The sequence below is a fragment of the Haladaptatus marinus genome, assembly GCF_051194195.1.
Genome location: NZ_JBLZNK010000008.1, coordinates 199071 through 222776, shown reverse-complemented (window position 1 = coordinate 222776; position 23706 = coordinate 199071). Strand labels below are relative to the sequence as shown.

The following is a 23706-nucleotide window of genomic DNA, read 5'->3' as shown; positions in this document are numbered from 1 at the left end:
TGGTTCATGCGGCAGCGAGTGTGTTGTCACCACTGGGGTGGCGTGAGAAGTGTATTAAGTAGGAGTTAGGGCAGTATCCCGAGTCCAGTTTGGCGTCGTTTAGTTGAATCCATTGATGAGCGAATTGAAATATACCCACTGCTTAATCGTCCTGTGATGAATTGTATGTACAGAACGAAATCACGCTCTGTCTGTATCAATTGTCTCTGGTAACGGATCAACACGAAACACATAGTCTGCATAGACACCATCAAGATTCGTGGGACTTTCTTCAGCAGTATGCCTTTGGCAAAGATTAGCCTCTTCCTCAACGCCACCGTGACCCGTTTTTTCTTGGTAGCGCTCAAGAACGACGAATTTCGCTGGTTCGTCGCACCCACGACGATGACACTTACGGAGTGAGTCCGAATTTTTTCTCTCTCGTATCGAGATTCATCTGCTTCATTCTGGTCGTCACGTGGTTCGGTTTCGTCCATACGTTCACGCGCCTGCTCAATTTCCCACGCTCGCTGGCGGTTCTCTTCGTCACGGGCTTGCTTGTCTCGGCTCTTTTTGTTGTCCGCCATACCATATAGGTAAACGAGAGGGATAACGCTGTGGCCGCCACTTGGAACGTTTTCCGCTAGTAATTATCGTGGCCTCATGCGAAAATAGTGAGAAGGAAATTCGACTACCGAGAGTAGAGCATCGGACGTTTCGGTCTGATTTCTCGCTGTCGCTGTTTCTCTGCGTAGTATCTCCAGAGACGAAGGTACGTGACAGATTCTCGGAATTCGATGTTAATTGGCCCAGGCATTTCGTGCTGGGGCTCACCATAGAACTGTTGTTCGTTTAGTGGAGTCAATTGAACCTCATGCTGTGGTTTCCCATATCGGGGGGAATCGATTGTGTCAGTCATTTTGTGTTCCTCGCTGTTGGGGACAACCACTGTTGGTTCCAGTTTCAAGCTGCAGTACTCATCCTTATAGCTTAGTACGTGCTCCAGCACGATGAATTATGTTACCTCTATCTCAGCAGGATTTACTAAAATCATAAGGTCACGAATCACCCGCTTACTGGGACGCTCAGCTCACTTTGGCACTCTGCACGTCCGATTTCGAATAGAAGTACAATGAGTAACTCCCTTCCGGTAGTCCAGGTATCACCGACTCCGCTTGTCGGAAGATCCTGGTGAGTCGCTTTTGGCCACCACTTGGCATTTCAACGAAGACACGATCCTCTCGTTTCCATGTGAGATATTCCACCACCGTGAAAAGAAGCGAACTCTTATCCCCGCAGGAATACTGTTTACTTGAATGGACGATGTCTTTGTCGGGAGTCTCATGTCTTCGCCGGTGTACACTGTAAGTAACGACACGTCACTCCAGAACGCTGGCGAGACAATGCGTGAACACGAGATTGGATCGATAATCGTCGTTGGTGATGACGACCATCTCGAAGGAATCATCACTGCAACTGATTTCATTCATGTTGTCGCAGAAGGTGCGCCTGATCCGAATGCGACTGTTGCCACAGTTATGAGTACAGACGTCATCACAACTACGGCAAGTGAATCGGTTCAAACTGCGGCGGACATAATGATTGAACACGGTTTTGACCATCTCCCGGTTGTCGACGGAGAAGCGGTCATCGGTGTTATCACGACAACTGACCTCACGGCATATCTTTCGACCACAGAGGATCCGAGCCCATCATAGGAGGTATATGTCGTTAAAATCCAGTGGGAAGTTGGCGAACAGTAGCGTTCCACGCGATGGCAAACAGAAATCGGTATTCTAACGATGTCGTTCAGATCAATGAGTGATGGAGTTAGGATCGAAAACAGCACAATGGCTATTCACTCCTCGAACGCTTCGTCGTGTTGATCGTAGTGGATAGTCAGCGTGCCTGGGGTAGGATGTCTGGTCGCGTTGCGGATGGCCTCGAACGTTTCGAGCATTTCAGTCGACTTGTCTTCGTCTCCATATATCTCTCGAGTTTCTTCGCGTAGCGCGTCATAAACCCGTTCTGCAAGGAGTCTGATTGCTTCTGCGTCGGATTTTGATTCGATTTCGAAAACGGCCTCGTAATGGGACATGTAACTAGTTGGTGCTCCAACGGGAAAACCAAGACCCTATAATCGTTGACAAGGACTGCTCTCCCTGAGTACCGCCTTCTCGTAGGATCGAGATATCTGCACTGCTGTACAAACGTTGATTTGTGTCCCACTCCTCTAGATTGCATGGCCGAATTCCCAGACGAGAGAGAACTCGTACTGCGAGTGCGTTCCCAATTGGAACAATGGACGAACAATGCCCGAACACAAGCATATAGTGAATTGTTCGAAGGCGATGATCCACTCCTTACGCCCGAAGAAATGCAACGGCTTGATGCGCTCGATTCTGTAATGGAACGGAACGGTGGCGATGGTGTGTGGGGCACCGATCAGTACGGAATCCACACAGCGGGAACCACGAGTTCGGACAGTTCGATCGGAATCGTCTGTGTGTATCACCCGCAAATCACCAAAGATTCTGTCCTTCAGGGAGACGACGGTATCGATGACGAGACCGAGGAGAAATTCAACGCAGCACTCTGGCAATATAGCGAACGCGTTGCGACACTCATCGAAGAACAGCTTGACGAGTTCATCCGCCAAACACAGAGTTAGCTCTGTGTTCGATTCCGTTTTCTGAAATTGGTCGATTCATCGACAACTGGAATGGCCTTCCCAGCCAATACCGCCACAAACGAGACGAGAAACGACGACAATCAGTACGACACTGCTTGTCCTTTAGAGGAACAGCTCACCATATTCAGCCCCGCTTGCTAGCAAGCGAATCGTACCCCCGGAACGGATGGCAACCGTGTACTGGAAGTCAAGACCGTTACCCGCCGAGCCACCAGCCGTAGAGTTGCGCTTGTTCTTCTGTGTCCGGATGCTTCTTCGACTGGCCGTAGGTTTTGCCCTTGAGAAGTTGGCGTTCGACCGCGTTCGCGGCGAGACGAAGTGCATGCGTAGCGCCGTAGCCCTCCCCTTTAGCGGTGAAGTAACCACGGTCAGTGACTAGTCGAATCCGTGCCAGCACCAGTGGCACTCCTCGACTCTTTTCTTTGTGCTCGTGCAGTTCGATACTGGCCTTGATTACACTCATCTCGCCATACTTCGAGGTCACGCTGTCGATCAACGCAGAAACGTCATCGTAGTCCATCCCATCGAGTAAATCGAGACCGAACACCTGCACGGGACGTCGTTCTTCTTGCTCCCAGGTGAGTGCCTCGATGACGTCCGTCTTTGTGATGATTCCGATCGGTTCGTCCGTCTTGTTAGCCGTGACGACAAGTGAGGAAATCTCCTGATCGAACATCGTTTCGACTACCGCATCGAGCGGTGTGTCTCGTTGAACCGTCGCAGCTACATCGGACATCAGGTTCCGCACTGGCAGATCGAGCATCCGGTCGGAAGTACCGTCCCGTTCACCAAACCCGCCGCGGCCACTAAACTCGTCTGACGAGCCACCCTGGCTCTTGTTCCCGCCGCGTGTGGTGAATTCGATAACATCGTACAGACTCAGTATGCCGACGAGTTCGTCATTGTCGATGACTGGAAGGTGTGCGATACGTGCTTCCCGAAGCGTGTTGAGGGCTTTGCCCATCGTGGTCGTCGGAGTCACACTGATCAGCGTTGTCGTGTATGCATCGTCGACAGTCACCGCGTCGAGAAACGGGCTCACGGCCTCTAGGACGGCATCTGCGGTCACCACACCAAAGACGCGGTCTTTGTCCAGCACTGGGAGCGTCTTGGCGTTACTCCCGATCATGAGTCGTGCGACTTCACGGACATCCTCGGTTCGGTCGACGGTTGGGACGTGTTGCACCCGTGAGCCAACCTTCGCCGAGGGTTGATTGGACGACGAGGCCAGTTGTCGGCGGCTGACGACGCCACGATACTCGTCACCGTCCGTAACGACGACGGCGTCGAGTTCTTGATTCTCGAACGCACCGGCGACCTTCGAAAGGGGTGCCCCGATATCGAACTCGGTGAACTGTGTTGAAACTATCTCAGAAATGTCCATTGTGTACTCACTATTAGGAGGGTTCGTGGACGGTTATGCTTGCCCCATCTTTTGGTGACACGATGCCGCTCATTTGTAGCGGTACTCATTCGGATGTGAGGAGACGTATCGTTACACCACCCGAGGGCACAATCATGCGTCGCGCCAGTCGTTACCGTAGGATCTGCGTCGTTGTGAAGAATTTCGTCGATTATGACCAGTCGGGCCGAACGCGTTCGGCTGGTTGGGCCACGAGTCAGCCAGCCCTCAAGTCAGGGACACTCACACTAGAGGGGACTTTTACTCCGATGAACTGGCTGTTCACTGACAATCCCACGACTTCAGTTGTGGGTAGCTGACGCGCTGAGTCCCCAGTCGACATCCGCTTCAACGGCTGCTGCTTCGCGATCGGCTCGCCGGACGTTTTCGAGTCCAACCAATTCGATCGCCTCTTCGCGAGACAACTCGCCATCCACGTATCTCCCGAGAACGACGTTCTCCCACAGATCTGCGATTCCGAGTTCAAGAGCTTGCTCGAAAACCTCCGACTCAGGAACTCCTCGTGCGTCGGCGATTTCACGGACACGATCGGAGATTTCACCTGCCATAGTCGAGAATCTGGGTCGCGTCACTTAACCGTCATCGTCATTCCCGATTCGACGGTCACTTTCTCGATTGACTCAATCACGCATTCCCGACCACAGACGCGGTGGCCGGTACCAGCTCTCCCCCCTCCCGCTGGTTTCTAGCCGATAGCCGCCGATACAACTGTCGAACTTACGAGTAGCCGTACCGCGTCGGTCCCGAATTGACACAATTCGGAGCGTCCAAGACCGCGTTCGTGTTAGAGTCGTGTCTCTCCCGGGCATGATTTCGTCCCAGCCACGCTACTCTCCGGCAACCCCGTCTGTGGTCGGGCTATCGTCCGTGTTTTCCTTCGAAACCTCTCCGGGAAGGGAGTCGGAAGTAGGTCTTCCCGTCATCTTTCGTGATGCGTTCGAGTTTGTTACTCTAATTGCTTGAGGAGTTGGGTGACATACGGACTATTCTCCCAGCTTCGATGCGAGCTAATTGCACTGATGAGGTCCTGTGCTTGATCCTGCGTCATGTGGCCACCACGAGCGTAATCACAGATAAGACGCGGTGTCGGAACGATGCGAGATCCCCTCAATGCCGCATGAACGAGTGCGAAGTTCGTGCCACCGAACACGTCAGTGAGAAAGCCGTCGACGGAGAGTGCATTCGCGAGCAGTATACCATCTGTTTCGCCATCGTCAAGTCCAAACGCCGGTCGTGAATCCGGTGCTTCCGCTTTTTGGTATGGATCTGTAACGGTGTAGTGATCTTGTGCGGCCAGGACGTTGTGTGCTGCTGCGCCATGGATATCGTGATATTGTGCGATATCATTGAGTTCCGAGACGACTTCGGGAGGAACAACGATGTCACATGAGGTGAGTAAATACTGGAGCGGATCAGGTGCCGAACCTGTATCGTAATCGCTGGCAGCACGCGGGACCCCGAGACTCACCAGTGCGCTTGTATCCGCAACGACCGTTCGCAATCGTGACTGGCCGCTCATCGTTCGTCAACGTCGTTTGGCGTGCGTTCCGAATCGACTGTCTTCGCATTGCCATCGTATATGTCGGTGTCGTCAGGTGCAGCGAGGTCGAATGGCTCGCCTTCGAGGTCTGCTTTGAGCAATCGGAGTCGCTGGGCGGTCTCGGCGCCAACCAGTTGCTTTACCGTCTCGAATTCCAGTTGGTCATCATAGTACTTCGTCGCAACCAATTCTTGGAACGTTTCACTTTCTGCAGTCTCTTCGATATACTCGCGAATTGCATCCACGAGGAGGTCAGTTCGATCTTTGTCGAAAAGGCTGGCGATTGCATCCAGTCGGTCGACCAGGTACTCTGGGGATTGAAAATGGACACGTCGGGGGTCATCGCTCGCGCTCATTGTATGTGCATGTTATGCACATAGACAAATAACGATTTCGACTCGTGTGCAAAGTTTGCACACCTAACTGTCGCCACATTCATTCAACCACGATACTGACACCGTCGTCAGAACCAACTCACGTCTTACCGTTTCCTCTCCAACCGCAAACCAACTTTGCTGCCGTCCACATGCGATGAACAATCCTAAATCTGCAACCCAGGCCTCACTCTCGATATCCGAGCCAACATCACTCATTCTTTCCTTTCCTACGTCTCCGTCTCAGGGGGATGATCGCGTGCGTTCTGAATCCGATCAAAGTAGGGATCGTGTGGTTGCATCTCGAGAATGACTTCCCTCAGTGCATGAAGCACAGCGATCGCAAAAGCGACCTGCAGATCAAGTTCTCGAGCAGCAATTCGCTCGGTCATTTGCCCATCAACGTACGGGACAGCGTACGTGAGTGCAGCAGCAAGTTTGCCGAGTCCATATCTGTCGAGGAGGAGATCGAGTCCTGATCCTTCGGACTCCGGGCACTTCCTCGACCACGCCCGAGAGCGCGAGCGGAAAGATTGGACGGTCTCGTCTGTCCTCTGTCTCGAAGTGGAGAACGTCGCCCTGTCGTCCTTCAACGTCGATGAAAGGGAACGCACTCCCGCACGGACAGTGCTCGTCGTACATCGTGATGCTGTCGCCGAGGTCGTACCGGATAATCGGCTGAATGCGATTCCCGAGATTCGTAATCAGCACTGTCTCCGATGGTTCACCCGGTTCGACTGGTTGATAATACTCATCGACAGGTTCGAGCACGACCCAGTCGGCGTTGACGTGGAGGTTTCCGTGGCTGCACTCGATCGCGATCGGGTTGAACTCGGTCGCAGCGTACGCTTCGCGCACCTCGCAGTCGAAAGCCCGCTCGATGTCGCGCTTCTGTGCCGCAGAGACTGGTTCTGACGCTGGGGAGACGAATGCCGGATTGATGTCGAGGCGATCGTCTCGCTGGGCGCGAGCCAGTTCGACGATAACGGTCGCGTATCCCATGAGGAGCGCGGGTTGATAGCGATTCAGTACCTCAATGAGATCGTCAAGAGGCTGTGTCGGTGAGAACAGTCGAATCCGATTTTCGAGGAATTTTGATTCCCGTTGAAGCAGGGCAAAGCCGGAGGCCCCAAGGAAGTGAACCCCGGTGATTGCGATTACGGCCTGTCGAAGATTGTGTTTGACGAGTCGTCTGATCGTGTCAATATCGAGTAATACGTTTAGTACCCAGCGATCGGGAAGCGCCCCAAGCAGCGCCAAACTGGTGTCATCTTGGACGAATATTCCTGGTTCGCCCGTCGTACCAGACGTCGTCCAGACTGGATAACGGCCGAGGAACCGGTGGCCGGTTTTTGATTCATCAGCGATGAACGCATCGATTTCGGCTTTGGTTATCGCCGTGTCCGTGACGACATCGTCGAAGTGATCCATCAACGTCGGTTTCGTCACTGGCGGGAACTGTGTGAGGTCGGTACAGCCTTCGGGAACATCAGCGAAGTGTCTCTTGTAGAATCGAGACTGTCGCCGGACAAAGGAAAGCATTTCCGCCAGCCGTCGTCGCTGCCGTGTCTCTATTTCTGAGCGGGTTGCCCATTTGGCCCGCCATACATCGAGCGTGATCTTTCCTCTCGTGATCGAATTCATTGTACTGGCTTCGAGAAGCGAGCCATCTTCCCAGCTCGACGTCTCGTGTTCGGTTTCCACTTCTCGCGTAACAGACTTTGTTCTTGACCCGTCTTATCCTAGCCGTTATATAACGTTGCTAATGTCTCCCCTCCACGGCTCACCGTGGCCAGATAACAATACCACCTCGCCACAGGACTCCAGTTTTCGTATCGACGACCGTGCCTTCCCCGCGTCGTAGTGTATCGGGAGCAGCACCGTCGGTTCGGTGTGGCGGCCGGTTCGAACGTTGTACGTCATCAGGGTATCACCGCAGAAGAGCACATCTCGATCAGGGAGATAGAACGCGGACGATCAGGCCGTATGGCCAGGGACGTGAATGACCGTTGGATGCCCCGGAACGTCGAGTTCGTCGCCATCGTCGAAGATTTCGATTAACGTGAGTTGTGGTACCGACCCAACTCCTGAACGGATGACCTTAACGAAGTACGCTAACGCCGGGGCTTCCAAAGGACCTTCAGAAAGTGGATTTGTAGAAGCGATCGGGAAATTGTGTTGGCACGCTGAAGGTGAGTGGGGAGTACGTACCCCTTGCCTCGGCTGAGGCATAGAACGGGCGTTCACGCGAAACCCTCGGGGTCATTTGAGAGACCTTCGGTCTTCGGTCTCTCGTGATGACGTAAGACCGAATGCCTTCCAAACCACTTGACCCCGGGGCGATTTACGGGAGATGTTTTCCGAACATGCGTCATATACATTCCTGATATGGCGCCAGATGCAGTGGATAGAACGATTACGAGAATCACATCCACGAAGATTCCTACATGCCAATCGGAGGATACCGTCGCAGCCATCCTCGAACAGCTCGTCGGCAACCCGTGGGAGAGTGCTGACACGATCTACGTCCTCAAGGACAGGAGACTCATCGGCCGGATCGACATCACGAACCTCTTACAGGCAGCGGATACCACTCATGCCTCACACCTGATGGAACCCGCGGAGGCTCGTCTGCACCCTGATACCGACCGGGAACATGCCGTCTTCCTCGCTGTCAAAGAAGACAGGGCCGAGATACCGGTGGTTGACAGCGATGGCCGACTCGTTGGTGCTGTCACCTCCCAAGCCATCATCGACACGATGCACAGAGAACACCTTGAGAGTACTCTCCTTAGTGCCGGGATCCAAAAGACTGGAATCAAGATAACAGACCTTGCTTCCGCTCGGGTGCGCTCTGCCGTCCGGAGCCGGGCTCCGTGGCTCCTGTTCGGGCTGGTGGTCGGGTTGTTCCTTAGCGTCATCTCAAGCCAGTTCGAGGCAACTTTGCGGGAAACGATTGCACTTGCCTTCTTTCCCCCGGTCATCGCCTACATCGCCGATTCAGTTGGAACACAGTCAGAAGCCATCGCTGTCAGGGCATTCGCCGTCATGGATATCGACTATGGGCCGTATCTTCTACGAGAACTCCTTATTGGGCTTGTCATTGGCAGCATGATCGGGGTATTTGGCGGTCTGGGTGCCACATTCATCGCCGATTCACTGCAGATCGGCGTCGTAGTTGGACTCTCTCTGTTCGTCTCCAGTGCCGTCGCTACTGTCCTTGCCTCACTGATCCCGATAGGATTCATCCTCTTAGACGTAGACCCAGCGCTCGGCAGCGGTCCGCTGGCCACCGCGCTTCAGGACATCATTAGCATCGTCATCTACTTTCTATTCGCCCTCACACTGCTCTGAGGAGTAGATCTCGGAGCTAAAGTGGTCATCATATTCCTCTAACTACCTTGACTTGAGACAACAAACGATGCGATTGTTGTTCCAAGTAGTGGAGACGGTATCACCAACTAGGCCACAAGAAACCTCCAGGCTATCAGTACATTCTCTCCATACACAACCTAACCGCGAACCGATCGCCTGCACTCATCTACCAGATGTTCATCGCAATGTCTTCTACACACATGGCTACTGTTGAAAACGTAACCGACGACAAGAGTCCGCCGTTTTTCCTTTGAACATTCAGATTTCGACACCAAGCGCGAGACCGAGAATACCAATAACAGTCGCATACAGGGGAATCAGATAACGCCACACTTTGTTTGGGAACACTCGGACAAGATACGGTGCACCGATTGCCGCAAGAAAGCCGCCGGTATAAATTGACGGTAGGAGGACAAAATTGACTGGAGCGCCTGTGAATGATATGAAAAGAAATGTGAAGATTCCAACGAGCGAGACGACGCTTTCTGCGAGTGAAACGATGGCTGTCGCACTTTTCTCATAGACTCCGGAAAGAATTTCGCCCAATGTCACGACTGGGCCAAATCCACCGCCACCGATTCCCTTGTTGAATCCGGCGATCAGTGCGAATCCCATTAGACGGCGGGGACGATATGTAAGACGCATTTTTAGTTGCGCTCGGATGATTCCAATCAGTCCCATCACGAGTACTAGTATAGAAACATAGATTCGAATGACAGCGTCAGGAAGCTGAAGCGCAGAATATGTTAGGAAGATTGCTCCAATACTGGCGAGGCTTCCCACACCTGCAAGTAGGAGCACTAATTTTGTCGCGTGGTTAAGCGGGTGAAAGGAAAACGAAACGTTTCGCAGTTCGTGATGGACGCCACCAGCGACGACGCCGGATACCGTCTCGGAGACTAAGAGAGCTGGCACAACCGCCAATGGAGGGAACCCGAGTACTAACAATAGTGGTGAAAGCGCCGTACCGAACCCCATGCCAGTTGCTGAGTCAAGGAGTTCAAATAAAAACGCGATGAGAATAATGGTCGGAAACAAAGGAAGTGACGTCTGTTTTGAACCCTGTCTAAACACTATCACGAACACACCAAGACTCACCAGATATAGTACCAGCAGGAGGCTAATTCGCTGAAGCGAGGTGCGAGGAATCGAAAGCCGCTCAACCGTTGTTTTGTCCTTATCAAGGGCTCTCGCTTTGCTTCCAATAACCTCCGGTTCGGTTTTGGCGGATGTTTGGGATGAATGGGACGGCGTATCTCGGTTCGTCATAATCTGTTCTGGAGTGACTGTGGTCTCCTCGTTATTCCTCTATACATCGGGACGAAAAGTCAAAGTGACTGATGTAAAAAGGAGATGATTAGATTGTTCAGTGCACATACAACAGATCTCAGATCAGAACTGAACAGGTGGCCAACCAGTTCTCACCGCTATTCTGCCTGGAATTTATGTTATTTTAGAGACAGTACTTTGTAGAAGTCTGTCGTATGGAGTGCGAGTCGGGTGCGGCAGTGCTGTTGGGCACTGTGCGAGAGAACGAGAGACACCAACCATGACCAACGAGACACACGACACGCCGGCTGACGTAGAATCGGACTCCAACCCGCTGCAGGCAACCCGCCGAACCGCGCTTCGGGGAGCGGGGCTCGTCGGCTTCCTCGCAATGGGCGTCGACGGCGCCAGCGCCTGTCAGGCCCAGAACGAGACCGCAGCAGATGACGGAAAGGATACCAGAGTGGCATCGATCGCGGAAGACGCATACCTCTACGGCCTCCAGCAGGTCATCTTCTACGAGACGCGCTTCAACTACACGCAGAAGAAGGACAGCGACGTCTTCGTGGGCGTCAATCGGTTGTACTATCCGAACGAAGGCCGACCGATCACGGCCGACTTCACGGCTGTCGTCAGTCCGAATGCCACCACCTTGTACGGACAGGGCTTCCTCGACCTGCAGGACGAACCCATCGTCATCGAGATGCCCGAGGTCACCGACCGGTACTTTTCGTTGGAGTTGATGGACCAGTACGGGATCTACCCCCTCTACGCTGGGAATCAGTTCAACGGCACCGACGCGCGGTCGTACCTGATTCTGCCAGACGGGTACGAGGGCGATATCCCGGGCGACTTCGCCGCGACCGACGTCGTCCAGGCACCGACGAAGACTCTGTTAACCGAAGTCCGGTACGCGCTGCGCGACTCCACGGATGAAGCCGAAATCGCGCAAGTCAACGACCTGCAGGACCAGACGACTATTACACCGCTCAGCGAGTGGCTTGCCAACGACCACTCGGGCGTACCGCGGGCGAAACAGCCAGTTGTCCCCGGCGACTACGAGACGATCCCACGAATGGAGGATCTCACGACGCAGCAGGTCGAAAATCAGACTGCAGCGGATTTCTTCAACCTCCTCAACCTCGTCCTGAACGACCCGAGCATGTCGCTCATCGACGACTCACGCAAGGAGGCTGCAATGCTCGACCGGTTGGAAGAGGTCGGAATCGGCCAGGGACTGGAGTTCGATTGGTCCGCCCTTGATACCAACGTGCGGGAGGCACTGACCAGCGGGTTCGAGAACGGGTTCGAGCGCGTCAGGACCACCGGTCAGGAAGGCTTGATCGACATGAACGGCTGGCAAGTCCTTGCGCCGACGGGGGACTTCAGGACCGACTGGTTGACCCGGGCCGTCATGGCCGACTTCGGCTATGCGGGCCCTGACTCACCCAAATCACACGTCGCTGGGTTTCGATTCACCGACGCGAGCGGCGACCCATTGGACGGGTCGACGCGATACACCATCACATTCGACCTCGACAACCTCCCACCGGTCACCGAGTTTTGGGAGGTTCCGATCTACGACGCACAGGGCTACTTCGTCGAGAACGAACTCGACCGCTACAGCATCAACAGCTACATGCTCGACGAAGGGAAGTTGCACACAGAAGCCAACGAACTCGTCATCTACGTGCAACACGAGAAACCGGATGACTCCGAGAAGGTGCAAAACTGGCTGCCAGCCCCCGCCGGTGGCATGCGGTTTGCGGCTCGGTTCTACGGCCCCTACTGGTCGGTGGTCGACGGGTCTTATCACATGCCCGAGGTCGTCCCTGTGGAGGAGTGACCGACGCTCCACGGAGTCACCTCGCACTCGGACGGGGGAGGATAGCGATGAGTTTTAGCGGTATCGCAGTCCGGGAAAAGAGATCCCGAGTTCCCATCTCAGTTCGACGTGACATTTCAGATGACGGAAACGTGTTTGTCAGCGGACTTTTGGTAGTATGACCCAGGCTGCGGATTCCGTGCCCCTCCCCCCACCAAAATCGATTTCACGAATTGTTCTCCCTTCTATAGCGTTGTAATCCATGGTTCCCCCACCTGCGCTGTTATGATCGTCTGGTTTGAACGTCGAAAGCGACTGCCTACTCCTGGGGCCATACATCTGTTCTGTTTGTTTCTTCCCCGCTGATTGGCCCTCTCCTTGCTTCGTGACTCGAACAATATACGACGGATCAGGACCATCGATCACGTAATATCCACGATTCGGATAGATATCCAGAGATAAACCGGATGACCACGAAACTTGGGATCCTTTGATATAATTGCGGGTTACCGTCTCCGTCCCATCATCATGGTGCTTTACAACCTCTTTCTCACTATGGTCGACAAACGAATCACTAGACACTTTTTCTTGACTAAAAGAAATATGATCTCCATTATACCCACTATTCTTCATCTTGTTAAAAAAGATGAAGCTCTTATTTACCAGCCAAAATCTCGTAGAACGCTCATTTTCGTCGATCTTCCTCCACGTGTAATCGTATGCATAATTGATCTCGACTTCGGGAACGTCTCTAAACGAGAGTGGTTTCGAGTGTTGCTGTCGTCGAGATCGTTGTCCTCCTGGACCTCCTGTTAAAAATACGCCTGCCGCTCCGAACTGTTTCAGTGCCGTTCGACGTGAAATCGGTATTTTGTGGCTCATTCTTTGCTTCCTCCAGTGAACAGGACGGCCAGTCTAACCCCCAATGGATGGAGTTTCGTGGTTCCGCTTCCACGGCGATGCGGATACGACGCGATTTCCAATAAATGAAATTGGAAATTAATATTCAAATCGTGGGAAGACGCTACCGGACATGACAGAGAATGTTTCTAGTTATCTAACAAGTATTGTTTGGATTGTAAATGGAAAAAGACCAGCGTGGGTACGATTCCATGGAATGTATACGCAACTGTCGAGCGGTTTCTCACGGCTGAAATCCACCAGTCACCGACCGTTTATCCGACATCTCGTGTATAGGTTGCCCGATTTGGCATTTCAGGTCAGTCCTCCACGGCCGTTTCAGATTTTTCACTCGGTGCTCCCTGGGGTGACTCGGATGATTCGTCGGTCTCTGGCACTCGTCGTGGCAAGAACGTCGATGCGATAAGCAAGAGCAACACGAACAGGACGAGGAGTAGCAGTGCCGCCTGCTCAGCGTCGAACATCGCGGCCTTGAAGATGTCTTCAAGTAAGTGTCGTTGTGTAGGAGTGAGTTGGTTCAGGAATTGCTGCTGCGTGGCTTTGGTCGCTGTTTCCGCTGCGTCTTCGAGCGCGATCACCAACTTGTACCGCTGTTCCAACGAGACTGGTACGTCCCGCACTCGCAGGACGCTGTCGACGACACTGCCGTAGAACCGTCCGAGCAGAACCGAACCGACGACTGCCGTCCCCAGGGCGAACCCCATTGAACTGCTCGTTTGCAGAACGCCGGACGCCTCGGCGTAGTTCGCGGTCGGGACAGCGGACAGCGTCATATTCATTATCTGCCCCATCAGGAGCCCGAGTCCGGTTCCGACGAGCGTCATTGGGACGATCATCCCGACAATCGTCTGAGAAGGCCCCGTCCCCCTGTACAACAGCATCAGTCCGAGGCCCATGACCACGATGCCGGCCTGGACGAGCGTCCTCGGCGAGAGGTACACACGCCAGCCGGTCGTGAACGACGAGAAGACGAGCGTCGCGAGGGAGTACGGAAGCATCGCGACCCCGGCTTCGAAGGCGGTGTAGCCGAGCGCCGCTTGGAGGTAAACCGGGACGACGAACATGAACCCGGCCATGACAACCGAACGGAGACTGTACGTGACGACACCCGATACGAGACGTCCGTTCGTCAGCACGTCCAATGAAACGAGCGGCTCTCGCTCGGCGCGTTCCATCCGGCGTTCGTGCTGGACGAATGCGGCGAACGCAAGCAGTCCGACCCCGAGGAACCAGATCGTCGGCGACGTGCCGAACGGGTTGAACTGCACGTCGGCGACGAAAAACGGTCGCCTCACGAGGAGCCACCCGTACTTCCCGCTGAGAAGGAATCCCATGACGAGCGTCGACGCACCGACGATAGAGAGGACCGCCCCACCGACGTCCAGCGATCCGCGCGTTTCCTTCAGTCGCCCCGGTTGGAGATACCGGACGAAAAAGAGGGTCGCCGCCACAATAAGGAGCTGGAACGCGAACCCCCACCGCCAACTGGCGTAGGTCGTCAGTGACCCGCCGATGATTGGTCCAACGACCGCCCCGATCGCGCTCACGCCGGCCAACAGGCCGAGCGCCTTCGCACGGTCGTCCCCCTCGTAACTGAACATCAGTACAGTGTAGGTCAAGGGAAGTAATACGGCGGCCGCGATACCTTCGATGACCGACCAGCCAACGAAGAGCACGATGGGGTTCCAACTGATGATCGCCAGTAGCGTCCCGACGCCATAGACGACCAATGTGACTGCCGTCAGACGTCTGACATCGTACAGGGACGACAATTTGCCACCGGGAAGAACCAGTGCGGCGATCACCAGCGAGTAGAACGAAATCGCCCCCTGAACCACGGTGACCGTGGTGTCGAACTCCGCCACGATCGCGGGCACCGCCACGTTCATCAGAGCCGAATTGATACTCACAACGAACATCGAGAGGGTCACCGCGACCGCTGGCCCCCAGTATTGTAACCTCGTCTTCGGATCCGCAGTGAAAGGGGTACTCTCGTTGGAAGTAGACTCATCTGGGGCCATGCAGTGGTCTAACGCCTTTGACAATCAAAAAGCATGGACGTGGTTAGTTACAGAGAAGTAAGAATCGCCTTGAAAGGCAGGAGGATGTCAATTCGGGTTGTCAGAGGCGGATAAGACAGGCTATCCATTTGTTCCCCAACCAACCTATAAGTCACGGCAATCTCTATCACCATTATCTCAGGATATTATGTGATATTGTCATCATTACTTTAGGGAGTGCAGTCGTACCAGAGTGGGAGTTGGATGGGGTAGTGCTATTGAGCAACGATTGAGAGAATGAGAAACTTTGGCCATGAGCAACGAGACACAAGACACACCGGCTGAAACGGACTACGAACTGCTACGGACAACACGGCGAACCGCGCTTCAAGGAGCGGGTCTCGCCGGATTACTCGCGATGGGTGTCGGCGGCGCCAGCGCCCAGCAAGAAACCTCTGGGACGACTACTCATCAGACGGGACGACAGACGGCAGAAAATAACGGCTCGATTCCAGTCGATTATACAAATTTCATTCGCGCACAAACAGATCGGTATTTCAAGAGTTACGCCGATTTGGGTGGATTCGGTGAGTTCTATCACTATCGAACGCCCGTTCCCATCGACGAGCAGGTAGTCGCGGTAGAGCATCGTGACGTGCTCCCCTCGATTGGGATCTTCGATCTGACCGAACCGGTCACCATTACAAAACCGGACACCGGTAATCGCTACCAGTCGATGCACGTCGTTGATCAAGACGGGTACACGAAGGCGGTCATCTACGAGCCTGGTGAGTACACATTGACGCGAGAGAAGATGGGGACACAGTACATTCAGGTCCGATTCCGTACGTTTGTTGACCCAACCAGCACAGCCGACATAAAGAAAGTCCAGAAACTACAAAATAAGATTGAGGTGAGTCAATCATCGTCCGGCACGTTAGCGCTTCCCGATTGGGATCAGGACTCGCTCGACACAATCACCGGGGCGCTCAAAACAATTGCGAACACACGAAACAGAATGCCGGAGTATGCATTTGGCGACGAAGGCGGAGTTGATCCTGTCCAATTTTTCATCGGCTCCGGAATTTGGGGCGCACTGCCAGCGTCTGAAAACTTTTTCATCTATGAGTCTCCTCCGCAGAACGATGGCGAAACACCATATACTCTCACCTTCGACAATGTTCCCGCCGAGGCGTTTTGGGATATCAGCGTCTACAACAGCAACCTGTATTTCGAGAAAAACAAGTATGACACATATTCGATCAACAGTAAAAACGCAAAGCGGAACGCTGACGGCAGTGTCACGATTCACTTCGGTGGCGATCCCAACCAGTCGAACTTCCTCTACACGCCAGACGGATGGATCTATTATGTCCGGCTCTACAAACCGTATGATGAAGTTCTCTACGGCTTCTATCAGTTTCCCGAGGCTCAGCCAGTTAAATGACACGCGGGCGGATTTCTGCCGTGATGGCCGTTGGCGACCGAGTCGCCGCGCTGACGACCGTCGATTCGTCTGCCGTTTTATCCTGACGGTTATGCTGAATATGGCCCCGAGTATGATTTTTCTCAGTGACTATTTTACTACCGACCACGTGTGAGTATTGCTCGCTACCGAGTAGAACAGGGCAGAGAGACCATTGTACTCGCACAAGGGGGATTCATCAGCATCCGGTCGATGCTGTTTGTTGTTCGTTACCCGTTCGGTACTATTCGTTAAGCGTCTCAGGAACCTCTCCCTACCAACAGGAGTGGAGGGAAACAATCTATCACGTTTATTCAGCGAACTGTGGTTGAAAGGGATCATGTGGGGTGAAAACAGTGACACCGCTGAAAACGAAGAAACGCCACAGCAAGAGAAGTTCGAATCAGTAGGAAATCACTCACGGCGTTCATTTCTTAAGCGAGGTGTTGTAACTGCCGGTGCGATTGGTGGTCTGTCGGTGACCGGATCCGCTACAGGGGCAGCACAAACCAGTAGATGGGCAGCGCTTCAGCAGAATCAAGAGGTATTGGCCTTCTTATTCGGCTACCAGCCAAATCTCCCATTCCGGGTTCTCGGAACACTTGAACAGGTAAACACGGTGCGGCTGCTTACACCTATCAGAGGAGGGCCCGCACCTGAGATAACGCAACCCGACAATTACACGGGGTATATAATCGGGTTGGTTGGATTAAATGTTCGAACTCCGACGTTTCTCTTTACGCAAGGGGCGCAACTCAACATAAACCCAACTCCATCGTTCACGGGATATCAGTTCTCCCCGGAATTCACCTCATTTAGTTCCGAGCTCAGTCTGATACAGACAACAATAACCTCGTTTGACCTTCGACAGGTGGTGGGAGCGGTCAGAGAGCGAAGGCAGGGAGGGACGACGTCATCAAATAGTTCGCAATGACGGACGACGCCGTCTACAGATCTAAGAGGCGAGTGTCTCGGAACGTACTCCGAGGCGATTCACCGATCGATAGCAGTCACTACCACGATTGAGAGGGAGTGCCGATGGTAACGAAACACATACAAAAACGAATTAACGAACGATTCTCGTCGATTCTGCCTGTACTCGAGTGGCTTCCGCAGTACGACGCGTCCTGGCTCCGTCTAGACGTCGTCGCGGGAATTACCGTTGCGGCGTCGCTCATTCCCGAAGGATTAGCGTACGCGTCGCTGGCGAACTTGCCACCGGAGACTGGGTTGTATGCCGGGTTGATGGCCGTCATCGCCTATCTCGTTCTTGGTACCTCCCGGCAAGTCATTGCGGGGCCGACCTCGGCACTGGCGATCCTGCTTGCGAGTGGTGTCGGGTATGCTGCTACCGGGACCACCGCCTCGTATGCGTCGCTTGTCGTCGTAACAACGCTTCTCGTCGGTATCATCGCAGTCGTTGCGTGGGCGTTCCGGTTGGGCTTTCTCGTCCACTTCATCTCGGGGTCGGTGCTCACGGGGTTTTCCGCTGGAGCGGCGTTGTACATCATGTCTACCCAACTTAACAAGCTGTTCGGCATCGAGAGCAGTACGTCGGGCGCCTTCTTCGGGCAAACCTTCTTCGGGCGGATCTGGTACACCGTGAGCCATCTCGGTATGACGAATCCTGAGACGCTGGCCGTCGGCGTCACGGGAATCGTGTTGCTCATCCTCGGTGAACGGTACATACCACGTTTTCCGAACGCACTCGTCGTCGTCGTCCTTGCGATCGTGCTCATGTCGGTGACAGATCTACAGTCCCGCGGCGTCGGCATCGTTGGGCCGATCCCAAGCGGCCTGCCCTCGTTGACGGTTCCGGCGATGCCCGATATCCCAACGCTGGGTACCCTCGTCCCCATCGCCGCCGCGTTGTTTCTTCTCTCATACGTCGAGGGCATTGGCGCAGTCGAGACGTTCGCCCGACGTCACGACTATGACACCGATGCGAATCAGGAACTCCTGGCCGATGGCGGCGCCAATCTCGCTGCAGGTCTCGGTGGGGGATTCGCCGTCGGCGGAAGTATGTCGCGGTCGGCGCTCAACGACGCTGTTGGTGGCAAGACACAATTCACGAACGCCGTCGTCGCACTCGTTCTCGTCATCGTCTTGCTCTTTCTCACCGGCGTGTTCACGAATCTCCCGGAGGCGATCCTCGCATCGATCATCATCGTTGCCGTCAAGGGTCTCATCGACACGGCCGCCATCCATCAACTGTATCAGGTGAGCAAGAGCGAGTTCGCCATCGCGATGGCAACCTTATTCGGGGTCCTCACAGTCGGAATGCTCTGGGGCATCTATGTCGGCGTCGTTCTCTCGTTGTTGGTCGCGATCTCTCGAGTCGATAGTCCGGTGACTCACGAACTCGGTCGGATCCCTGGGACGGATCAATTTGTCGCTCGCGACTTGTATCCGATGGCGACGACCATCAGAGGCGTGTTCGTCTACCGCGTCGAAGCCGAACTGTTCTACGCGAACGCGGACACGGTTCGAACCGACCTCCTCGACCGGCTCGCGAATCACGATGGCGACGCCGAACTGGTCGTCTTTGACCTCACCTCGTCGCCGACGGTGGACTTCGGTGCCGCACAGATGCTGGAGAAACTCCAACAGACCCTCGAATCACGTGATATCGACCTTCGTTTTGCAGGGGCGGAGTCCGACGTCGTCCAGATGTTCGGAACAACGGGACTCGCGGCGAACACTGGCGGTGTTAAAACTGAGGAAGCGGTCGCCGACGCTATCGGCCGCTGGATACCAGAGCAATCGTCCCAATCAGATGACATCCCCCATAACGGATAGTGGTCTGCAGAATTACGGAATAGTTGCCTGCTTGAATTTGCTGGCGGGTGATGAGTTGGACAAGTATGATACTGGATTTCACCGGAAGTTGTTGGTTCGTGCAGCAGCGAGTGTATTATCACCGCATAGGTGGCAAGAGAAACGCATTGAGCAATTGCTTTCGAGTCATAGTGAAATCAGCCTCACATCGTTTCTTTAGCGATTACCAGTTTCGAGGATGGATCAGTTGTACATCTTCTCTTCCAACGGATCACAAATCACGGCCTCGCTGGAAACCCTCAATCGATAACCGATTTCGGCGGTCGTGCTGATTGTAGAACACGAATCAAGCCCGGCACGAGCGAACACAGGAGATGGGTAGGTTGTTCAGTACACAGAAAACAGATCAGAACTGAACAGGTGGCCAACCAGTTCTCATCGCTATTATGTCTGGAATTTGTGTTGTTTTAGAGACAGTACTTTGTAGGAGTCTATCGTATGGAGTGCGAGTCGAGTGAGGCAGTACTGTTGGGCACCGCACGGGAGAAGGGAGGACATGAGCCATGGACAAAGACACACACGACAATACGACTGAAACGGAATTCAAACCGCTGCAGGCGACCCGCCGAAGTGCGCTTCAAGGAGCAGGGCTCGCCGGTTTACTCGCGATGGGCATCGGTAGTGCCAGTGCTCGCCAAAACACACCGACCCAGACTACCACCCAAGCCGAGCAACAGACGGCAGACAAAACCGAGACGATCCCAGTAACGTGGGCGAACTACCCACGTGCCAGCTGTCATGCTGTATTCCAGTTAAACGTTAACAAGGGCGGGTTCGGACAGTTCTATCACTATCGAAATCTCGGTCCCATTGATGAGCAGATTGCCCCCGAGGAGAATCGTGACACGCTCTACTCGTTGGGGGTGTTTGATCTCACCGAGCCAGTCACCATCACCAAACCAGACAGCGGTGACCGATACCAGTCGATGAATGTGCAGAATGAAGAACAATATGGGAAGATGTGTGTCTACGAACCTGGCCAGTACACGATCACACAAGATATGGTAGATAGTCGGTATGCTGGCGTCACGATCCGCACATTTGTTGACCCAGACAATCCGGACGATCTGGAACAAGTTCGGAAACTCCAGGACGAGATCGCCGTGGATCAGTCATCAGCGGGGTCATTCGAGATTCCCAACTGGGATCAGCAATCGTTCGAGGAAATCAACAATGCGCTCAAAACAGTCGCACTCACGGTAGACAACCTCTCGGACGCGTTTGGTGACGTGGGCGAGGTCGACCCCGTGAAATTTTTCATCGCCAGTACGGCAGGGTGGACCGGCGTTCCGGAGCCGTCGGAAGCAGTAATTCTCACAGAGACTCCCGCCCAGAACGACGGTCAGACGCCATATGAACTCACCGTCAAGAATGTCCCTGTCGACGGGTTCTGGTCGGTCAGCGTCTACAACCGTGACTTCTACTTCGAGAAGAACAAGTACGACGCGTACACGATTAACAACGTGACCGCGGAGCAAGCCGATGACGGCAGTGTCACCATCCACTTCGGTGGGGATCCCAATCAGCCGAATTTCCTCTACACGCCAAAAGACTGGCACTATGTCGTCCGGCTCTACCAACCGCGCAAGGCGATTCTCGACGGCAGCTATCAGTTCCCCAAAGCCCAGCCGGTCGAGTGAGGTACATGTGCGGATAGCAGCCGTGATTACTATTGGCAATTGGTTTGTTGCACTGTCGACTTGTTTTCCGTCTCGTACTGGCGGTCGTGCTGAGCTCATCCTGTCTGCTTCCTGGGCTCGTATCCACTGCCAGATTAGAATGGCCAAACGTGATCTCGATGTGATGCCCGCCGACACCCATCGCGTCGTCAATCGACAAAGCATTCGGCCAACTGTTCACCGTTCTCTCCGGGCAGTCCGTCCAACTCCCATATACCAAGGATGGAGAGGAAGTCGACCTCGCTCCGGCCAATGGAAACGCTCTCTCAGACCCTCACGAATACCGTATCCCCGAATCGTGGACGCTGTTTGCGACGCTCAACACCTACGATAAAACGTCACTGTACGAGATGAGTTACGCGTTCATGCGGCGCTTCGCATTCATTCGCGTTCCGGAAACCGATCTTGTAAATATCGATGACAGCAACCTCCGCCCACTTCTCAATGAGTACACGGACGCGTGGAGTATCCACACGACAGACTTCGATCGTCGACCACTCAACACCTTTGCTAGATGTGGGACACGTCTGGCAAGCGGCTAACGGCGCTATCGACGACCGTGCCATTGGGCCTGCCGTCGTCAAAGATATCATCGCGTATCTCACCGAAACTACAGCTCTTGAGTGGGAACAACGACTCACCCAGGCCGTTATTAGCTACATCCTCCCTCAACTCGAAGGCGTCCCGAAGCGCAAACAGGTGGCCACCGAACTCGCAGCTGTCGATCGAATCGACAAACAACTCCTCGACACCGCAGCACGCGATATGCTCCAAGTGAGTGTCACTCAGAGCAATGGATAGAGACGACCTCCTCGATCAACTGACCGAGGACATCCTCGCCTACGTCATGCACGGGGCGTTCCCAGAGCGGGAGTTCGCGAGTGCCATCAAACCCGACGCGCTCGACGAGCGCTTTACCGAGTATGAACTCCTCTTGGATCTCCACTTCATCCTCTCGCCAAGCGTGATCGAATTCGTCGAGCAACTCCCCCAACGCGTTCGCAACCTGCAGACTGATACAGAGTCGATCACCCGGACGAGACGCGGGACGATCGACGGGAAAATCAACTGGAGTGCCACGATCAAACAACGCTATGCACAGAATCCCGGTGATCGGTCGGTCTTCGTCTGCGACAATCGAACCGAGGACTACGACACCGATGAGAATCTGGTGTTCAAGCGGGTTGTTGCCATCATCTACGAGACACTCCGTGAAGCAGACGAGTACCTCCAGAAAGAGTATGCGTGGGTGAACGACCGGTGGGATACGACGCTCGTCAATCATCTCCGACGAATCGTCGAACAGAACGTCCATGTCCGTCGTATCCGGAAGCCAAAAGCCTACGAACCCACTGACCGGATGGTCAACACTGCTTCTGAATCACGCCACCCAATCTATCGTGATGCTGCTGCCCTGCTCGAACAGCGTCGCCGGTTGTTCGAGGGTGACCGCGAGCAATTGGAAACACTGCTCACGGAAACGGCGATCACACCTGACGATGACGAAACGCTGCTCGAACTCTTCGTTCTCTTTCGGTTCATCGCGACCCTGGAAGAACTTCACGGGACGAGTGCCCAATTTGAGACGATCAAAACAGGCCGTCAAGAGGTCGCCCAACTCACGAACGATAACGGGACTGAAATCGCTGTCTATCACGACAACTCCGCTTCTAAGCGTGGTCTCTCCTTCCGAGCGTTTCCGGATGGTCAAGTCGGACTGTCTCGAACCGAAAAAGTGCATACGACGGGCTTCGACATCGCGAACGACTACTTCCACGATCGTGAGTTTCAGAATCGTACTGGTCGCCCCGATATCATCGTCCTCGAAATCACCCACCCTGATGGTGAGCAAGACTACCTCATCACCGAAGTCAAAAACAGCACGAACATGAAGACGATTCGTTAATTAATCAAAAAGCCGATAGACGTCTGCTGAAGAGAGCATGTGACGTGAGGGCTGGCATAGCGAGAAATAGACCGTCTAACCAGCGACAACAGTGCTGAAAATTAGCAGTCAGCGAGTTCGTCGTGGCAATTCTCAATCACCGCTAACAAAGGCAGAATCGTGTCGAAGTCCGGTCCTCGAACAATCTCGTTGGTATCTCGATTCCAAGTGATGAACCCTGCAGCATCCAGCCGCGGAAGGTGATTGTGATAGAACGCAGCCTGCAAGTCTTTCGTTTCCTCATCACCAACAGGCATATTTTGGGGCAGGCTTCCTTCGACTCGCTGCGGATTCTGTGTTCGCAACGCAATCAATAAGTGCCGCCGATGCCTGTTCGCTAATACTTCGAACATTGTCTCTCGCTTCGGTTCGTTCATTGCA

19 protein-coding genes and 2 pseudogenes are annotated in these 23706 nt (G+C 54.1%); 9 read left to right on the top strand and 12 right to left on the bottom strand.

What is annotated here, in order from left to right:
• Nucleotides 1-65 precede the first annotated feature (65 nt).
• Entirely contained in the window at nucleotides 66-566 is a 501-nt protein-coding gene (locus ACN2TU_RS24865; RefSeq protein WP_435159274.1) for a hypothetical protein, read from the bottom strand.
• Between the two features lie 729 nt (nucleotides 567-1295).
• Between ACN2TU_RS24865 and ACN2TU_RS24860 the strand changes: the two genes are divergently transcribed.
• The gene (locus ACN2TU_RS24860) at nucleotides 1296-1697 is read left to right on the top strand and encodes a CBS domain-containing protein (RefSeq protein WP_435159272.1); all 402 of its coding nucleotides are present in this window, start codon (nucleotides 1296-1298) and stop codon (nucleotides 1695-1697) included.
• A 140-nt stretch (nucleotides 1698-1837) separates the two neighbouring features.
• Here the strand turns inward: ACN2TU_RS24860 and ACN2TU_RS24855 are convergent, their stop codons facing one another.
• The gene (locus tag ACN2TU_RS24855; RefSeq protein WP_435159271.1) at nucleotides 1838-2077 is read right to left on the bottom strand and encodes a hypothetical protein; all 240 of its coding nucleotides are present in this window, start codon (nucleotides 2075-2077) and stop codon (nucleotides 1838-1840) included.
• Between the two features lie 144 nt (nucleotides 2078-2221).
• Here ACN2TU_RS24855 and ACN2TU_RS24850 point away from each other — a divergent pair, with 144 nt between their 5' ends.
• Entirely contained in the window at nucleotides 2222-2650 is a 429-nt protein-coding gene (locus tag ACN2TU_RS24850; protein WP_435159269.1) for a DUF7539 family protein, read from the top strand.
• A gap of 217 nt (nucleotides 2651-2867) precedes the next feature.
• On the opposite strand, the gene ACN2TU_RS24845 is transcribed toward ACN2TU_RS24850, so the two are convergent.
• From ACN2TU_RS24845 to ACN2TU_RS24820, 6 genes and pseudogenes are all read right to left on the bottom strand, one after another.
• On the bottom strand, nucleotides 2868-4055 hold the full coding sequence (locus ACN2TU_RS24845) for a CBS domain-containing protein (protein WP_435159267.1): 1188 nt from the start codon (nucleotides 4053-4055) through the stop codon (nucleotides 2868-2870).
• 320 nt (nucleotides 4056-4375) lie between these two features.
• Nucleotides 4376-4642, bottom strand: a complete 267-nt coding sequence (locus ACN2TU_RS24840) for a hypothetical protein (protein WP_435159265.1) — start codon at nucleotides 4640-4642, stop codon at nucleotides 4376-4378.
• A 398-nt stretch (nucleotides 4643-5040) separates the two neighbouring features.
• Entirely contained in the window at nucleotides 5041-5613 is a 573-nt protein-coding gene (locus ACN2TU_RS24835; protein ID WP_435159264.1) for a hypothetical protein, read from the bottom strand.
• Nucleotides 5610-5990 (bottom strand): hypothetical protein, encoded by a 381-nt coding sequence (locus ACN2TU_RS24830; RefSeq protein WP_435159263.1) that lies wholly within the window; start codon nucleotides 5988-5990, stop codon nucleotides 5610-5612. Before ACN2TU_RS24830 ends, ACN2TU_RS24835 begins: the two co-directional genes overlap by 4 nt.
• A 248-nt stretch (nucleotides 5991-6238) precedes the next feature.
• Nucleotides 6239-6501 (bottom strand): annotated as a pseudogene (locus ACN2TU_RS24825) (DUF7437 domain-containing protein); the annotation flags it as partial.
• Nucleotides 6502-7757: 1256 nt separating this feature from the next.
• A pseudogene (locus ACN2TU_RS24820) lies at nucleotides 7758-7967 on the bottom strand (hypothetical protein); the annotation flags it as partial.
• A 429-nt stretch (nucleotides 7968-8396) separates the two neighbouring features.
• On the opposite strand from ACN2TU_RS24820, the gene ACN2TU_RS24815 reads away from it, so the two are divergent.
• Nucleotides 8397-9362, top strand: coding sequence for a magnesium transporter (locus ACN2TU_RS24815; protein WP_435159262.1), 966 nt, complete (start codon nucleotides 8397-8399; stop codon nucleotides 9360-9362).
• Between the two features lie 279 nt (nucleotides 9363-9641).
• On the opposite strand, the gene ACN2TU_RS24810 is transcribed toward ACN2TU_RS24815, so the two are convergent.
• Nucleotides 9642-10652, bottom strand: coding sequence for a TSUP family transporter (locus ACN2TU_RS24810; RefSeq protein ID WP_435159261.1), 1011 nt, complete (start codon nucleotides 10650-10652; stop codon nucleotides 9642-9644).
• Between the two features lie 280 nt (nucleotides 10653-10932).
• On the opposite strand from ACN2TU_RS24810, the gene ACN2TU_RS24805 reads away from it, so the two are divergent.
• The gene (locus ACN2TU_RS24805) at nucleotides 10933-12498 is read left to right on the top strand and encodes a DUF1254 domain-containing protein (protein WP_435159260.1); all 1566 of its coding nucleotides are present in this window, start codon (nucleotides 10933-10935) and stop codon (nucleotides 12496-12498) included.
• A gap of 138 nt (nucleotides 12499-12636) precedes the next feature.
• Here ACN2TU_RS24805 and ACN2TU_RS24800 read toward each other — a convergent pair whose 3' ends face one another.
• Both ACN2TU_RS24800 and ACN2TU_RS24795 read right to left on the bottom strand, forming a co-directional pair.
• On the bottom strand, nucleotides 12637-13359 hold the full coding sequence (locus ACN2TU_RS24800; RefSeq protein ID WP_435159259.1) for a hypothetical protein: 723 nt from the start codon (nucleotides 13357-13359) through the stop codon (nucleotides 12637-12639).
• Between the two features lie 338 nt (nucleotides 13360-13697).
• Nucleotides 13698-15419: an MFS transporter gene (locus ACN2TU_RS24795; protein ID WP_435159258.1), complete on the bottom strand. Its 1722-nt coding sequence runs from the start codon at nucleotides 15417-15419 to the stop codon at nucleotides 13698-13700.
• 292 nt (nucleotides 15420-15711) lie between these two features.
• Here ACN2TU_RS24795 and ACN2TU_RS24790 point away from each other — a divergent pair, with 292 nt between their 5' ends.
• The 5 genes from ACN2TU_RS24790 (at nucleotide 15712) to ACN2TU_RS24770 (ending at nucleotide 23286) form a co-directional block, all read left to right on the top strand.
• A complete protein-coding gene (locus ACN2TU_RS24790; RefSeq protein ID WP_435159257.1) occupies nucleotides 15712-16845 on the top strand; it encodes a DUF1214 domain-containing protein in 1134 nt (377 codons plus the stop codon).
• A 1056-nt stretch (nucleotides 16846-17901) separates the two neighbouring features.
• Nucleotides 17902-19662 carry a SulP family inorganic anion transporter gene (locus tag ACN2TU_RS24785; protein WP_435159255.1) on the top strand — a complete coding sequence of 587 codons (1761 nt, stop codon included), beginning with the start codon at nucleotides 17902-17904 and terminating at the stop codon, nucleotides 19660-19662.
• 542 nt (nucleotides 19663-20204) lie between these two features.
• Nucleotides 20205-21341 (top strand): DUF1214 domain-containing protein, encoded by a 1137-nt coding sequence (locus ACN2TU_RS24780; RefSeq protein ID WP_435159254.1) that lies wholly within the window; start codon nucleotides 20205-20207, stop codon nucleotides 21339-21341.
• A 555-nt stretch (nucleotides 21342-21896) separates the two neighbouring features.
• Nucleotides 21897-22181 (top strand): hypothetical protein, encoded by a 285-nt coding sequence (locus tag ACN2TU_RS24775; protein ID WP_435159253.1) that lies wholly within the window; start codon nucleotides 21897-21899, stop codon nucleotides 22179-22181.
• Entirely contained in the window at nucleotides 22174-23286 is a 1113-nt protein-coding gene (locus ACN2TU_RS24770; RefSeq protein WP_435159252.1) for a hypothetical protein, read from the top strand. The genes ACN2TU_RS24775 and ACN2TU_RS24770 overlap by 8 nt, the downstream gene beginning before the upstream one ends.
• 101 nt (nucleotides 23287-23387) lie before the next feature.
• Here ACN2TU_RS24770 and ACN2TU_RS24765 read toward each other — a convergent pair whose 3' ends face one another.
• Nucleotides 23388-23702, bottom strand: coding sequence for a DUF7344 domain-containing protein (locus tag ACN2TU_RS24765; protein ID WP_435159251.1), 315 nt, complete (start codon nucleotides 23700-23702; stop codon nucleotides 23388-23390).
• Nucleotides 23703-23706: the final 4 nt, after the last annotated feature.